Below are 15460 nucleotides of genomic sequence, written 5' to 3' on the forward strand. Positions count from 1 at the left end.
CGCACTGCTGTCCGAGACCCCGCTGCTGCCGGGCCTGGACGGTCGCAAGATGAGCAAGAGCTACGGTAACGCCATCAACATCTCGATGACCGCCGAGGAGACGGCCAAGCGCATCAAGAAGAGCCAGACCGACTCCGAGCGCATGATCACGTTCGATCCCGAGAACCGCCCCGGCGTGTCCGGTCTGCTTTCGACGGCCGCCATCTGCACCGGCCGTTCCGAAGTCGAGATTGCCGAGGAGATTGGCATGGGTGGCTCCGGCCAGCTCAAGAAGTACGTGACCGAGGCCGTCAACGAGTACTTCGCGCCGATCCGCGAGCGTCGCCAGCGCTATGAGAACGATCTGGATTACGTGAAGGACGTGCTGCACGAGGGCAACCGTCGCGCCAATGAGATCGCCGAGCAGACCCTTGCCGAGGTTCAGGACGCCATGGGCATGGTGTACTAGGCAAAGCGCCTTCGCACAACATAGACGGTGAGGCTGAATCCTCACCGAAACAGGAACAGGCCCGCTGGCAGATAGTTGCCAGCGGGCCTGTTCCCGAAGTACACCGTTGAATCGCACAGAGGGGAGGAATGCGAATCAAACTCAACAGGGCAGGCTTTTTCATCGCCTATTGCCTGCTCCGTTGCTGAAAACAATATAGTTCACCGTGGTTTACTTTGCTGCGACAAACCGCGCCGACATACCTTCTCCATAAGTTAACCTCGGTAAACCTGCCAAAACCACCACAAAGGGGATAGGCACCTTTGTGGTGGTTTAAGCCACGGCAGAGCCGCTAGAGCCCTGCAGCCCAGCGACAGGCGGCCAAGTCGACGTGCATGTCGTCCTTAAACGCCACACCCTCCCCTAGCAAAAGCTCACGTTGAGCATCGGGACCGCCAAAAGCAAAACCATCGCATATGCGGCCATCGGCAAACACCACGCGGTGACAGGGAATCTCGCCGGGGCGCGGATTGCCATGCAGGGCATACCCCACGTACCGCGCACTTCGTGGACGTCCAGCAAGCAGCGCCACCTGACCATACGTGGCGACCATCCCCTCGGGAATCTGCTCGACCACCTCGTACACCCGATCAAAAAAGCCCTCAGACGCCATTGCTCGCTCCCTTCCACCCGGAATAGCATAAACCACCACAAAGGTGCCCGCCCTTTGTGGTGGTTTTGGCAGGTGGGCTAGTTAACGGGCTGGAAGAAGGCTACGGCTACGGCGCCGGGGCCTACATGGGTGCCGATGGTGGCGCCGATGGTGTGAACGGGCAGTTCGCCCTCGGTGTGGCCAGCCCACAGTGCCGCGCTGTCCTCGATATACTTCTTGAGCACCGCATCCGAAAGGCCCGTATAGCCGAGCGCCAGCGGCATGGAAAAGTCGATGCCGCCCGCCTTTTCGACCTTCTGGTTGAGCAGGTTACGTCCGTTCTTGGAACCGCGCGCCTTGCCCAGCTGCACGATCAGACCGTCCTCGGCAGCCACCACGGGCTTTACGTTGAGCAGCGTACCCACGGCACCGGCCGCAGCAGACAGGCGACCGCCGCGCACCAGGTACTCCAACGTCTCGAGCAGGCCGATGACGACCACGCGGTCGCGCACGGCCTCGACAGCCGCCGCAACCTGAGCCGCGCCCTGGCCCTCGTCCACCAGGCGCAGCGCATACTCGACCAGCACGCGCTCGCCCAAGGTCACGTTATTGCTGTCCACGACGAACATGTCGCCGCCCGGCGCCTCGGCAAGTGCGGTGCGGGCACTCTGATTGGTGCCCGAAAGCTTAGCGCCCACGGTAATAATCACAGCCTCATCGCCGGCCTCACGCGCCTCGGCAATCGCCTGCGAAAACGCGTACGGGTTGACCTGGCCGGTCTTGGGCAGCTCATCGCGCTCCACGAGCATCTCGTAAAAGCGCTGGTGATCGATGTCGACGCCATCCATATACACATCGGTGCCAAAGGTGACGGACAGCGGCAGAACGCGCAGAGCGGGGTGCTCCGCCGGCGACATATCGCTTGCGGAATCGGTAATAATGCGGACGGACATAACGAATCCTTTCTTGCGCAGGTCTCGCGCAGGGAATTTTGACAGCAATGTCCCGGCACGGCGTACGCGCTCAAACGGGACGATGCAGTTCTTGGCTGAAAGCTAGCTCCAGCGCGGCTCTAGATCTCGCGCAAGGTGTTGAGAATCGTGCGCAGCGACGCATACATCTGCTCGCGCTGCTCCACACCCATAGCCTTACCGGTGGTATCGAGCACCTCGCGAATGATGCGGTCCGCCTCGCTCATGCTCTCGCCGCCTAGAGCGGTCAGGCGCACCGGAGCACGATACTTAACGGCGGCATCGCCCGAATCATCGACCTCAACGTAACCGCCCTCCTCCAGATGCGCGAGCGTGCGCGAGACGGCGGCACGGGTCACGCCTGCCATGCGAGCCAGGTCAGCACCAGTCAGGCCGTCCTTGCTGCGCTCAAGATAGTACAGGCACATAACGTCGGAGCCCTTGAGGCCCAGCCTTGCGCCCTCGGATGTCTTAATGCGCTGGATCTCCTTGTAGAGCCCGCTGATCAGTCCGACAAAGTCCTCGAAACGTGTCTCGTCGTTCTGCTGCATGGGAGACGACCGCCTTTCGCTTGCATAATGCTTACGGGTAAACATCTTAGCCGCACAAGGCAACACCCATACCCAAATATCCCATTTGTTAACCCATCAACATAAAAACCACCACAAAGGGGACAGGCACCTTTGTGGTGGTTTGGGGCATCGAGTTTGATCCGCAGACTTCGCTACAGCTCCACGCAAGGATTGTCGCGGGTCACAAGCGTCTTAACGACAACCGTCGCTCCCAGATAGCGCTCGAGCAACTCAGCCAAGCGATCGATCGCGGCCTGGCAATCCCCCATCCGCTCGGGCTCCACACACTCAATCGCCAGGAACGCATCGGCCGAATCGTCGGACAGCGCCGTGCGAACGCCGTCGCGCCAGTTCCAGCAGCGGCACACGGCGCCCGCATCATCGATGTAGGCGAGCTCGCCGGGAAGCGTCGGGTCATCTGTCTCCTCGCCAAGCGGCAGAAATGAATCGCCACCGTCGGTCACCGCCAACCGCAGATCGCCCTCGATAGCATGTAGATCCTCGCCGCCAACGGGCAGCGCGTAGGTCAGCGACACCGTGTTGTAGATGTCCACCGCGGGCGTAATGTGGCCCACCGGTTTGCCCTTGAGCACGCGCTTGAGCAGGTTCTCAATTGAGCAACGCGCGCCCTTCTTGGTCTTGAATAGGCGATATGCCTCGCGCCATGCCTTAACCGGCGCATTCTCGCTGATAGTATCGCTGGTCAGATGACGCTCCGCGTCGATATTGGCGCGGTCGAGCAACGCCGCAATCGCGTCCACGTCCTCTTGAGGAATCTGAGCCGCGGGCTTCATGCCCTTTACGACCACAACACCGACAGCCGCCTGCGGAAATAGCTCCCAAAACGAATCCTCGGCAACGAAACTCTTCATGTGCTCTCCCTTCATAGCATGCGCCCGAGCCCGGGTGCCTAAACAAAAAGTGCCCTTACGACGGCCACCTTCAAAGTCCTACGGTGCCGCCACAAGAGCGCTTACGCTGCCCCCATCCGGAGAAGGGAGCGATATGTTAGGCGTATTGTAACCCGAGTCATCCGCGCGAGTAAAACCACCACAAAGGCGCCTGTCCCCTTTATGGTGGTTTTGGGTCTGAGGCGACGCTAGTGGCGAAGTCCCAGCAGGCCGTGGCCGCGATGACGGGCGTCGGCGTGCACCTGAGCGTGCGGACCGGCGGCCTTGACGGATTCGGGCAGGTGCGAGTACTTCTTCTCGAAGTTCTCCTCGAACATCACGGCCAAGTTGTGCGCGGCCTCGTCGTAGCGAGCGGTGCTCTGCCAATACTGGCGCGGCACCAGGATGCCGTCGGGTACGCCGTGGCACGTGGTGGGAATGTCGACGTTAAAGATGTCGTCGTGCACGAACTCGCTGTCCTCGATGGTACCGTCGAGGGCGCGGGCCACCAGGGCGCGCGTGTAGGCAAGCTCGATGCGATGACCCACGCCGTAGCCGCCGCCGATCCAGCCGGTGTTGACCAGGTACACACGCGTGCGGCCGTCGGCGATGCGCTCACCGAGCATCTTGGCATAGACCATGGGGTCGAGCGGCATAAACGGCTCGCCAAACAGCGAAGAGAACGTGGGCGTGGGCTCGGTGACGCCGACCTCGGTGCCGGGGATCTTGGCCGTAAAGCCCGTCACAAAGTGATACATGGCGGAGTCGGCCGTCAGGCGCGAGATGGGCGGCAGCACGCCAAAGGCATCGCAGGTCAGGAAGAGCACGACGCTTGGAGTGGTGCCCATGCCCTTGGTCCACGCGTTGGGAATGTGCTCCACAGGGTATGCCACGCGCGTGTTGTGCGTGATCGAGATGTCGTCGTAGTTGGGCTTGCGGTTCTCGTCGAGCACCACGTTTTCGCAGATCGCGCCAAAGCGGACAGCGTTGAAGATCTCGGGCTCGTGGAACGCGTCCAGGCCCTCGCATTTGGCGTAGCAGCCACCTTCGATGTTGAAGATGCCCATGTCGGACCAACCGTGCTCGTCGTCGCCGATCAGCAGCCGCGTGGGGTTGGCCGAAAGCGTGGTCTTGCCCGTGCCCGAAAGGCCAAAGAACACGGCGGTCTCGTGCGTGACGGGATCCATGCTGGCCGAGCAGTGCATGGGTAGCACGTCGTCCTCGACGGGCAGCAGGTAATTCATGACGCTGAAGATGGACTTTTTGATTTCGCCGGAGTAACCGGTGCCGGCAACCAAAATCACGCGCTCCTGGAAGTTGATGACCACGGCGGCGCTGGAGTTGAGGCCCTTGATGGCGGGATCGCACTGGTAGCCGGGAGCGGCGAGCACGCAGAAGTCCGGCTCGCCGGTGCGTGCGATTTCACGGGCAAGCGGGCGGGCGAGCATCTGCTTAATAAAGAGCGCCTGGCTGGCACGCTCGCAGGCGACAAGCAGACGACGCGTATGGTTGCGGTCGGCACCGGCCATACCGCGAGTGACGAACACGTCGCGCTCGTTGAGATAGTCGACGATGCCGGCCTTGATGGCCTCGTAGCTCTCGACAGACAGCGGGCGGTTGACGGCACCCCAGGCAATCTTGTCGTGAACATCGGGGGTGTCAACGATAAAGCGGTCATTAGGCGAGCGGCCAGTGCGCTCCCCCGTCTCGATCACCAGCGCGCCGTTGGAGGCCATACGACCTTCGTTGCGACGGATGGCGTGCTCGACGAGCTCGGCTGCCGGCAGGTCGACCAGCAGGCGGGGCTGGTTCTCGGCAGGATCTTCGACCAGCGTAATGCCAAAGTTGGACAGAACTTCTGCAGGGGTAATACCTGGCATGGGGCCTCCTTTAAAAGCGCGACACGTGGACGAGGCGCGCACTTTACTCACGTAAAGCCCGTTGTACCCGATATGCAAAAACGTTTTTGCGGCAACGGCGAAGCGCCCGCCCAACGGTCAAAAATCGCACGCAAGCGGCCTAGTCGTTAGGGACACTCTTGAACAGGCAACAACCAAGGAGCGACCCCGGATGCCGGCACTTAGGGACGTTCCCAAAGTGCCGGCACATAAGGAACGTCCCCAAATGCCGTCTACTGAATGGCGCCGCCGAAATTATCGAACAACCTGTTCAAAAACACGAACGAACACCGTCGCGTCTATACTAGAGCGCAGCAATAGAAAGGACTCCGCTTTGAGCATCACGCCCATCGATAGCATTCGCCGCGCCATCGCCCGCCGCAATGGCGTCGCCGACCCCACCGTATCGGACGGGGCGCACGGGCAGGGCGGACGCATCGAGAACGGCCTGTTCCCCGCATCGCACACCGCCGAGGAGCTCGCACGAATCCAAGAGCTAAGCCAGCGTAACGCCGGCGGTCCCGACAGCAGCCAGGTCACACGCCGTCGCCGCGAGCGCAATCGCCAGCCCGGCCCCATCCACCGCATGGTCAATGCCTGGTGGAACCGCCTGCTCGGAGCCGTCTACGGCGGCGGCTTCTCCACGCAAGAAGCCGAGTACGAAGATCACGCCACCCGTCGCGACTACCTTTGGAATACCCTGGGCACCGCCGTGTGGGGCATGGCGTTTCCGTTGCTCACCATCGTGTCCACACAGCTCGCGGGCGCCGAGGAGGCTGGCAAATTCTCCATCGCCTTTGTCACCGGCACGCTCATCATGATCGCGTGCAACTACGGCGTGCGCAATTTCCAGGTCTCGGACATCGACGAAAAGACGTCCTTTGCCTCTTACCAGCTCAACCGCTGGCTCTGCGGAGCGCTCGCGCTGGCATGCGGCCTGGTATACAGCAGCGCCCGCGGCTACGATGCGCAGATGGCCACGATCGGCCTGGGCGTCTACCTCTATAAGGTGATCGACGGCATCGCCGACGTGTACGAGGGCCGCCTGCAGCAGGCCGACAAGCTCTATTTGGCCGGCATGAGCCAAACGCTGCGTTCCGCCGGCGTCATCGCGGTCTTTAGCGTGGCACTGTTCCTCACGCGCAGCATGCCCATCGCGGCCATGGCCATGGGTGTCACCGCCATCGCCTCGCTCGTGCTGGTCACCGCGCCGCTTGCCCTGCTCGAGACCGAAAAATCGCGCCACGTGAGCCTGCGCGAGGTCGGCCACCTGTTTGTCCAGTGCGCCCCGCTCTTTGGTGCACTGTTCCTGTTCAACCTTATTGAGAGCATGCCCAAGTTTGTGATGGAAGGCACGCTGGCATACAAATATCAGCTGTACTTTAATGCCCTGTTCTTTCCGGCGCAGGCTATTTTGCTGAGCATTGGATTTATCTATAAACCGCAGCTCCTGCGCTTGTCGAGCATTTGGGCTAATCCTCGCAAGCGTCGTCGCTTTGACCTGATTATTGTTGCCGTTATGGCGCTGATCGTGGTCATCACCGGCGTGTGCGCCGCATTTATGGCAGGTCCCGGTATTCCCCTCATGAGCTTTATGTACGGCCTAAGCTTTGAACGCTACCGTACGCTGGCGCTGCTGATGGTCGTCGCCGGCGGCGTAACCGCGGCCATCGATTTTATCTACGCCATTATCACGGTGCTGCGCCATGCCGGCGACGTCACCAAAATCTACCTGATCTGCTTCGCCGTAAGCGTGGTGCTGCCGGTGATCCTGATTAAGCTACTGGGTCTGATGGGCGCTGTGGTGAGCTACCTAGCCATCATGGCCCTACTCCTGGTGCTGTTGATTGTCGAATACGCCCACATTCGCCAGCGCATAGAACGCGACCGCAACCCGTACGGCGTATAACGCCCACCTTGGTACATTGGGGAAAGAAACGTCGATGTTTTGGCGCCAACCTCTTGCGCCGTTATTCCCCGGGGCGAATATTCGCGTAGAACTCCGCCCCATCATCGAGCCGCAGGATGCCCACGCGACCGAACTCGGAGCCGGTGGCGGCAGCGCAGTCGATGTCGATGCGATCGGGCACACCGGCGGCATCCTCGCCGCCCAGGCGCACGATCTGCCCGCGGCCCGACTCCTCATCGAGCCCCGCAAGACCACCGACCTCGCAATAACGCCCGAGCGACACCGTTGGCGTGTGACCGCTCACCACGACCGGACCCTTGCCCTCGGCAGAAAGCAGCCCGGTCGGCGCATCCCAATAGCCGTGACGAATCCACAGCAGGTCATCGGCCGACTGCACCGCGAGCATCTGCTGCAGCAGCTCGCGATCGGCACCCACCGCTCCAACGCCATCGGCACAATCGACGCCATGCTCAAGCAAAAACGCGCGCGCCGCCTTCATCTCGATTCCAGCATGTACCAGCAGATACGGGCGCTCCTCGGTCTCGGCCACCGCGTAGAGCGGCAGCGCGGCCATCCATCGCACGAGCTCCTCGTATGCCTCAAATTCCATGTCGTTGAGCTGCTCGCGCGTCGTCCAGCCACCGTTGATATCCCAGGTCTCGGCATCGAGCGGATCCTGGCCAATGATGGCATCGAGCATGATCTGCTCGTGATTGCCCTTGAGAACGCGGGCGTTAGGCAGCGAGCGCACGAGCTTAATAACGCCGACCGGATCGGGCCCGCGATCGATCATGTCGCCCAGCACGTACAGCGTGTCGTCGGACGTCAACGAGATCTTAGACAGGGCCTCGTCAAGCGCATGCACGTGTCCGTGAGCATCAGATGTCACATAGATCGCCATGGAACGCCTTTCCCTACCTTGCGACCGAAGCCCGGAACCGCAACTAAAACTTCAAGTTGAACTTAAACGTTACCCATTGTACTCCGTTGCAATAAAGCTGGAAAGGGTTTCCGAGCAGAGGCAAAGACGGCAGCCGTCTATGACGATATCGCGCACGCCCGCAATCCAACCCCATAAACCCACCACCTTTGGGTACAAATAACCGCAGACAACTAACCGTGCCACGCCAACCACCCAGGAGCGGACACCATCCATGAACCAGATCCTTCTTTTTATCGGCCTCGTCATCATTTTGTGCCTGACCATCAAACCCGTCGGCAAAAAGCTCCCCTTCCCCACCCTGCTTATCTTTATCGCGCTCGGCATGCTGTTGGGCGTCAACGGCCCGGCGCATATCGACTTTAGCGACTACGCACTCACCGAAACCGTCTGTAGCACGGCGCTATTGTTCATCATGTTCTACGGCGGCTTTAACACCAACATAGACCGCGCCAAGCCCGTCGCCGCGCCGGCGGTGCTGCTGAGCACGCTCGGCGTCGTCATCACCGCAGGCATCACCGGCGTGTTCGCCCACTTTGTGCTGGGCTTCGACTGGATCGGCGGCCTGCTGCTGGGATCGGTCGTGGCGTCCACCGACGCGGCCAGCGTCTTTAGCGTTCTGCGCGAGCACAGCCTTTCGCTGAGGGGCGGCACCGACTCGCTGCTCGAGGTCGAATCGGGCTCCAACGACCCCGTCGCCTACATGCTCACCGCCGTGCTCGCGACCCTCGCGGCGGGCGGCAATATCGACATTCCCGTGCTGCTGACCAAGCAGATCATCCTGGGCGTGGGGTTGGGCCTTGCCATCGGCTGGACATCCAGCCGTCTGATTGAGCGCGCACACGCAACGGCCGAAGGCGCGCAGACCATCTTCTTGTTCGCCGTGGCCATCGTCGCCTACGCGCTGCCGAGCTACCTGGGCGGCAACGGCTTTTTGGCCGTATACCTTGCAGGCATTGTGCTGGGCGCAAGCGACATCACCGGTAAGGTCGAGATGGCGCACTTCTTCGACACCCTCACCGAGATGGCAGAGATGACCATCTTCTTCTTGCTCGGCCTGCTCGTAACGCCCGCACGCCTGCCGCAGATGCTGCTGCCGGGCCTGGCGCTCATGGCGTTCATGCTCTTCGTGAGCCGCCCCATCGCCGTCGGCGTGCTCCTAGCGCCCTTTAAGACGAATCCCAGCCAGGTCGCGCTCGTAAGCTGGGCGGGCCTGCGCGGAGCAGCTTCGGTCGTCTTTAGTCTCTTTGCCGTGGTGGCCGGCGTTCCCGGCGGACACGACCTATTTGACCTGGTGTTTGTGATTGCCGCGTCGAGCATCGTGGTGCAGGGCTCGCTGCTGCCGGCGGTGGCGAAGAAGCTCGATATGATCGATGCGACCGGCGACGTGCGCCGCACCTTTAACGACCACCGCGACGAGGACGGCATGTCGTTTGTAAAGCTCAAGGTGGGCGCTGGCCATCCGTTTGCCGGACGCTCGCTCGCGGACATTGGCAGCGCGACGGACATGCTCGTGGTCCTGGTGCTGCGCGACGGGGCGCATCCGGTACTGCCCAATGGCGACACCGTGATCCAGGAAGGCGATCTGCTGGTGATGGCCGCCCCAACGTTCGAAGAGCGTGCCGAGGTTACGCTGCGCGAGGTCACCGTGACGCCCCACGGTCGCCTGGCCGGTCAGCGCCTGCGCGATGTGCCGCAAGGCAAGCATCCGTTTATTGTAGTGATGCTCAAGCGCGACGGCCAAACGATCATTCCCGATGGCAACACCCTAATATACGCCGGCGACGAAGCCGTCATCGCCACGCTGGCGTCATAGGGGCCAGAGGCACAGCTACCCCAGCCCCTCCTTGTATTCCTATACCCGCAGGTAGATTGACGAACATGTGTTTGCTTATTACAATTTCTACTTGAATAGACTCCTCGTCTCGTGGTATAAAAGGGTTGGTACCCTCGAATAGAGGGACCTCCAAGAGCCGGGGGCTTCCCCCCGGCATTTTTTTTGCGTAATTGGAGGTCACCTCATGACGGAACTGTCGATCTTTATCGACGAATCTGGTGACGCGGGTCCCGTATCTCGCTACTACATCGTTACCCTTGTTTTTCATGAGCAGGCAATAGAGCTAAATGCAAATATCGCCGCATACGAGCGCAACGTTAAAGACTGCGAGCTCGATATTATGCCATTTCATTTTGGGCCTCTTCTCACTGGTCACGATGATTATCAATGGGTCAACATTCGCAACAGAAAGAAACGGCTCAGCCTATTCCGCCAGTTTGTAGACCGCTCCCCCATCACCTATCAGCCCTTCATCTACGATAAGAAACAGGGCCTTTACGAACCGCAAAAGCTCTCCGCAAAGATCGAGCGCGACGTAACAATATTTCTCAGAGATCACTTGGCGTATATACAGAGCTTTGACCACGTTAAGATCTACTACGACGGAGGCCAAAGCGTTGTAACGCGAGCACTTCATGGTGCCATCGAGAAGGCCATTTCCCAAAAGGCCACGGTATATCGCGACGCTTCGCCCAAGACATACCGACTCTCCCAGGTCGCCGACTATATTTGCGGAATTGAGCTCACGCTCCTTAAATTCCAGAATGGGACAGCGACCAAAACAGACACGGAATTCTTCGGCTCGATTGCCCCATTCAAAAAGAACTTCGTCAAGAAGCTGAGGAAAAAGAGAATCGAGTGAGCCAGCCGTTCTTATCGCAACCATGGTATAAATGGATTGCGTTCCTTTATGGAGGGCAGTCAAGGGCCGGGGGATCCCCCCGGCATTTTTTATGCGTAACGTTGCCGCAATTCCTACCTAGCCTCTAGGGGAGGTACAGGTAGCTAAAAGACCCCCGTCCCAAATTAGCTACATTGCGGGCAATTTGCGTCTCGCAAAACTAAGTGAGTAGACTTTTACCGAATCGCCGACCACGTCACCAAAGCACAAGTCTGTGACCTGCGAGTTTGTTAAAGCAAATTTGTCGTGTGCTCAGGATTTCCAATAAAGCCTACTCACTTAGCCAGCAGGCAGTCAAAATAGAACGGTCGCGAGCTCATTAGACTCCATTGCGACGGTTTATCGTTCATCTTCGCGCAGCCGCGGGTGCAGACGCCTCGTCTCAAATTAGCTACCCTAGTCATCGTCGACGGCAAAGTCGCGGAGGTCGAGGCCTTCGCGCTCGGCTCGGGCTAGCAGCTCTTGGGGCGACTCGTCCTCGATATCCACTACGTCGAGCATGGCGGCCGGAAAGCCCACGCCGGCTGCACTCCCCGCACGGTCGAGCAAACCCTCGCGCAGCTGGTCAACATCAACATCGATCTTCATGGTGAAACCCCCTACCGGATCAGACCCCTACTCACCAGCGTCAAGCACTTCCACAGCAGCAACAAAAGCCGCCACCTGCTTGTCGTCCATCTGCATGGCCAAACGGCCCACGGGCTCATCGTAGGCAAACTGTACTTTATCGATAAAGCAATCCCAGGCACGCTCATCCACACGCACAGCGGCCTCGCAATATTGGCTGAGCTTTTTGAGTCCATACCAAAACGCATTCACATGGCGCGCAGGATCCTCGTCCAGCACACCATCGTAGCGCCGTCCGTTAAACTCACGCATGCGCGCCACGGCAACCTCGAGCGAGTCGCCGCCGTCGGCCGAAGCCTCGTCCACAAGCTCGGGAATCGCAACTTCGCGCCGAACATTGTGCCTGGTAGCACCGTCGTACTCGCCCACCAATACGTCTTCGTCAAGTCGATCATCGTAGTCGAAATAACTACTGCCGCAGCAAATCCCATGCAGCGAACCGGCACCAAAGGCACAGAACAACCCGCCGCCGGCAACAACGCGCCTATAGGTCTCAAACGACTTCTTTACCTGAGCGAGCAACTCGGAAAGCTCCCCGGCATCGTACCCCGTCCCGCACGCAACGCGAGCAGACTCCGGCAACGATACCGGCTTCACCGTGCTCCCTGCAACACGGGCAGCGCGCTCGGCCCGATACGCTTGGGCTGCCAAGCGCGCTCGCTGCGCAGCGCCGCGCACATTAGTAAGCTCGCACTCCAGCGCCACATCGCCAGCCACATCGCTCGCAAACGCGTCAGCACCCTGCGGGCCGGTCGCACTCAGCTCGGACTCAAACGTCGCTGTGATCATGCCGGCAAGGTCCGTTGTATCGGCGGCGCAACGCAGCTGCTCCAGCTGCGTGCATAGCAGATCGGCATCCAAGGGTGCGGCATCCACAACGCGCACGTCACTCAGACGCGCCGCGCCCTGCAACACCAAAGCCCCCGCAGCATCGTATGCCGCACGAACCCTGTCCGCCGTATTGGCACGCAGCTTTACCTCGATAAACGCAAGCGTCTGCTCCAAGCGGGCCAACAGCTCGGCCTTGTCCTCCATACGCAAAAAGGCAGCGTAGCGCCGCTCCATCTGCAACGTGCCCACAACGCCTACCTGCTTGCGAGCGCGCGCAAGCGATTCAGATTCAACGCGGCGCACATACCCGTCAACGGCCCGCACGGCAGACTCACGCGCAACACGCTCGGCAGCCTCGACACCCCCGATCACGGCCAGCAGCTCGCGGGAGCGCGCCTTGCGCAATAACTCCCCGCGATCGTACTGCTCAAGCGCCGTCTGACGCTTGGCTACCGACTCAAAGCCAAAGAGCTCATCGAGCAGCTCGCCAACAGAACGTTCTTCCGCCATGGCAAGGCCTCCTCACGCGCAGCACGCCAACATGCTCGCGGGCTCACGTGCGCATCAAACGCCTCGCGCACGCAAGCCCGCGCGCTCGCATCCCTATAGATCCAGCGCCTTCTTCGCAGCATCGACCGGGTCGCCATCCATGTAGAACACCGGGCTCAACCCCGAGATAATCTCGGACGAAACGCTCTGCAGGCCCGCGATGGCGCTCAGCGGCAATATCACGCGCTTGGCGCCGGCGTTTTTGGCCACGCGCATGATGTCCTCGAGCCCGCGGATCTCATCCATAGAGCCCGACATGCGCAAGATTCCCGGAACCGCCAGCGCGGACATCACCGAGCGGTTGCACGCCGCGGAGCACAGGCCCACAAACTCGGCAAGCGAGACTTCTTCGGACAGGCCCTTGCTCTGCAGGTCGTTATAGAACAGCAGGTAGTCCTTTGAGCCAATGTGCATGCCCGGCGCCACACGGTTCGCCAGGTTCACAAAGTTGTCGAACGCGGCCTCCAGCGTATCGCGCACCGGCTTGTTAAAGGCAACGCCCTCGTGCTTAAACTTGCACTCTCCGGCGACAGCCTTGTTCTCCAGCTTGTACACGGCAACCTCGCCGCCCTGCGACCTGCCCACGCCAAACACGTGACCGGACAGCAGCGGGCCATCGGGAATCAACGTATCCTCGGACTGCTCGGGCACGCGCACCACGTGCACGTCCTGCGGATTGTCGGCATCCATATAGCCCAGGTTGACATCGATAAACTCGACGCCCGCCATAATCTTGAGCTGCTCCTTTACGCGGCGACGGCCCTCGATAGCGTAGTCCAGCAGCCAACGAACGTCGTCCTTGTCCATAGCCTCGTCGGGGAACAACAGCTTGGCCAGGCCGCTAAAGGACTTGCGCACGGCAATCTCGTCACGCTTGTTAAAGTCGCTGTTAAAGCGGAAGTAGCGGTCGATATGATGCGTAAAGTCCTTGCGGCGCATCTCCTTGCAAAACTCCGATAGACAGTCGGTGATTAAGCCGTAATGCCCGGTCAGCAGGCTCGAGCGCATCTTGGGAATCTCCCAGCCCGGCAGGTAATAGTGGATACGGTCGAAGAAGGCCGAGTCGTTGTTAAACTCCGGCGGGAACGGATCAAACAGGTGCGTGGTCTTAAGGACGTTTTGCACGGTGTCGTTGATGTTGCCCTCAAAGACCATGGAGGCATCGGCGTTAATCTGGTCGCGGCCGCGCGCGTAGCTGCCACTCGCCATATAGTCCTTCATGATCTGTACGGCGTTGGTGTCCTTAAAGCGCATGCCGGCGACCTCGTCGAACGTCACGCAATCCCAATGGCCCACCAAGCCCACGCGATCGGCGCGCATGGAGTTCATGCGGCCGAACAGGTTGGCCGTGGTGGTCTGCCCGCCCGAAAGCAAAATGGCGTAGGGCGAAACCTCTTTGTAGATGTGGCTCTTGCCGGTGCCGCGGGGACCAAGCTCGCACAGATTGTAGTTGCGCTCGATGAGCGGCACCATACGCTCGATAAAGTGCAGGCGCTCCTTCTCCGAAAGCTCGCTGGGCTCATAGCCGGCAGAGCGCAGCAGCATGTTGAGCCACTCGTCGCGCGAGAAATACTGACGCTCCTCGATCATGGCGTCCAGGTCCAGGTTGGGCATCTGGATGGGCGTGAGCGACGCCACACTAAACGGAGAGTCCTCGGGTCCGCGCTTTTTGCGCTTGGCCTTGGAGCGGCGCGGCGCATCGTCGCCAAAGACTTCCATGCCAAACTCGTCTTCCTCTTCCATGGGACGACGATACTCGATGCTCATAATGCACCAAATACCACCCTGGAGAATCTTGGAATAGTCGCGCACGTACTCGGCCGGCATCACAAACGGCTCAATGGTCAGGTTGGCAAACGACGCCACGTAGATGTCTTTGTACTCGTCGAGCTTGGCCGTCACCTTATCGATGATGGTAAAGCGACCCAGCTCGCGAATCTTGGACTTAATGCGCTCGGACTCGTCGGGACGCACGTAGTTATCGGTGAGGATCTTGCGGATGCGCCCCAGGCCCTCCGCCACGGCGTCCTCGTCGTCGGTTGAGCAGTACATGCCCAGCAGGTACTCCAGCACAAAGGTGGGCACGTTGGCGCCGCGCTTCATAAGGGCCGTCAGGTCCTTTCGCACGATCTTGCCGCCAAAGTGCTCGAGCAGCTTGCCGTCCAGTCCATCCATGTCGTAGCCGTCGTCCTCGGGAGCCTCGGCCACGGCTTGGGCATAGCCATCGGTCGAGGACTCGTCCTCGGCGGGCGCCTCGGCCTCAGCGGGCACCTCGGCCTCGGCGGGCGCAGCGGTCTCCGTCGGCTCCGGGACAGGCACGGCCTCCGGAGCAGGCTCGGCAGTCTCAGCCTCCGGGGCAGGCACAACCTCCCCTACAGGCACCGCAGCCTGCACCGGCGCATTCACATCAATCGAGGGAACTTCCCACAGATCGTCGTCATGGCTATCAAACATAG

The 15460-nt window shown here is 60.5% G+C and carries 13 protein-coding genes; 4 read left to right on the forward strand and 9 right to left on the reverse strand.

The window, feature by feature from the left end; all coding sequences use genetic code 11:
* Positions 1 to 448 (forward strand): tryptophan--tRNA ligase (locus DW796_RS06545; protein ID WP_369832172.1); only part of this gene is annotated, 448 nt, incomplete at its 5' end.
* A gap of 331 nt (positions 449 to 779) precedes the next feature.
* Here DW796_RS06545 and DW796_RS06550 read toward each other — a convergent pair.
* The 5 genes from DW796_RS06550 to pckA form a co-directional block, all read right to left on the reverse strand.
* Positions 780 to 1100, reverse strand: coding sequence for an MGMT family protein (locus DW796_RS06550; RefSeq protein ID WP_118094630.1), 321 nt, complete (start codon positions 1098 to 1100; stop codon positions 780 to 782).
* A gap of 77 nt (positions 1101 to 1177) precedes the next feature.
* Positions 1178 to 2032, reverse strand: coding sequence for a DegV family protein (locus DW796_RS06555; protein WP_117641033.1), 855 nt, complete (start codon positions 2030 to 2032; stop codon positions 1178 to 1180).
* Positions 2033 to 2151: 119 nt separating this feature from the next.
* A complete protein-coding gene (locus tag DW796_RS06560) occupies positions 2152 to 2601 on the reverse strand; it encodes a MarR family winged helix-turn-helix transcriptional regulator (RefSeq protein WP_022093866.1) in 450 nt (149 codons plus the stop codon).
* Between the two features lie 173 nt (positions 2602 to 2774).
* Positions 2775 to 3494, reverse strand: a complete 720-nt coding sequence (locus DW796_RS06565) for a B3/4 domain-containing protein (protein ID WP_118094631.1) — start codon at positions 3492 to 3494, stop codon at positions 2775 to 2777.
* Between the two features lie 227 nt (positions 3495 to 3721).
* Positions 3722 to 5392 carry a phosphoenolpyruvate carboxykinase (ATP) gene (gene pckA / locus DW796_RS06570; RefSeq protein WP_187362381.1) on the reverse strand — a complete coding sequence of 557 codons (1671 nt, stop codon included), beginning with the start codon at positions 5390 to 5392 and terminating at the stop codon, positions 3722 to 3724.
* Positions 5393 to 5744: 352 nt separating this feature from the next.
* Here pckA and DW796_RS06575 point away from each other — a divergent pair, with 352 nt between their 5' ends.
* Complete coding sequence (locus DW796_RS06575; RefSeq protein WP_233539696.1) at positions 5745 to 7319, forward strand: lipopolysaccharide biosynthesis protein; 1575 nt, start codon at positions 5745 to 5747, stop codon at positions 7317 to 7319.
* 61 nt (positions 7320 to 7380) lie between these two features.
* Here DW796_RS06575 and DW796_RS06580 read toward each other — a convergent pair whose 3' ends face one another.
* A complete protein-coding gene (locus DW796_RS06580) occupies positions 7381 to 8220 on the reverse strand; it encodes a metallophosphoesterase family protein (RefSeq protein ID WP_118094632.1) in 840 nt (279 codons plus the stop codon).
* Positions 8221 to 8473: 253 nt separating this feature from the next.
* Between DW796_RS06580 and DW796_RS06590 the strand changes: the two genes are divergently transcribed.
* A complete protein-coding gene (locus DW796_RS06590; RefSeq protein ID WP_118094634.1) occupies positions 8474 to 10075 on the forward strand; it encodes a potassium/proton antiporter in 1602 nt (533 codons plus the stop codon).
* 205 nt (positions 10076 to 10280) lie between these two features.
* Complete coding sequence (locus DW796_RS06595; protein WP_118094635.1) at positions 10281 to 10958, forward strand: DUF3800 domain-containing protein; 678 nt, start codon at positions 10281 to 10283, stop codon at positions 10956 to 10958.
* A 435-nt stretch (positions 10959 to 11393) separates the two neighbouring features.
* On the opposite strand, the gene DW796_RS06600 is transcribed toward DW796_RS06595, so the two are convergent.
* The 3 genes from DW796_RS06600 to brxL form a co-directional block, all read right to left on the reverse strand.
* Positions 11394 to 11585, reverse strand: coding sequence for a hypothetical protein (locus tag DW796_RS06600; protein ID WP_055252024.1), 192 nt, complete (start codon positions 11583 to 11585; stop codon positions 11394 to 11396).
* A 27-nt stretch (positions 11586 to 11612) separates the two neighbouring features.
* Positions 11613 to 12965, reverse strand: coding sequence for a hypothetical protein (locus DW796_RS06605; protein WP_118094636.1), 1353 nt, complete (start codon positions 12963 to 12965; stop codon positions 11613 to 11615).
* Between the two features lie 93 nt (positions 12966 to 13058).
* Complete coding sequence (gene brxL, locus DW796_RS06610) at positions 13059 to 15458, reverse strand: protease Lon-related BREX system protein BrxL (protein WP_187362382.1); 2400 nt, start codon at positions 15456 to 15458, stop codon at positions 13059 to 13061.
* Positions 15459 to 15460: the final 2 nt, after the last annotated feature.

Source organism: Collinsella sp. AM31-2AC, assembly GCF_003469285.1.
Lineage (GTDB): Bacteria > Actinomycetota > Coriobacteriia > Coriobacteriales > Coriobacteriaceae > Collinsella > Collinsella aerofaciens_AT.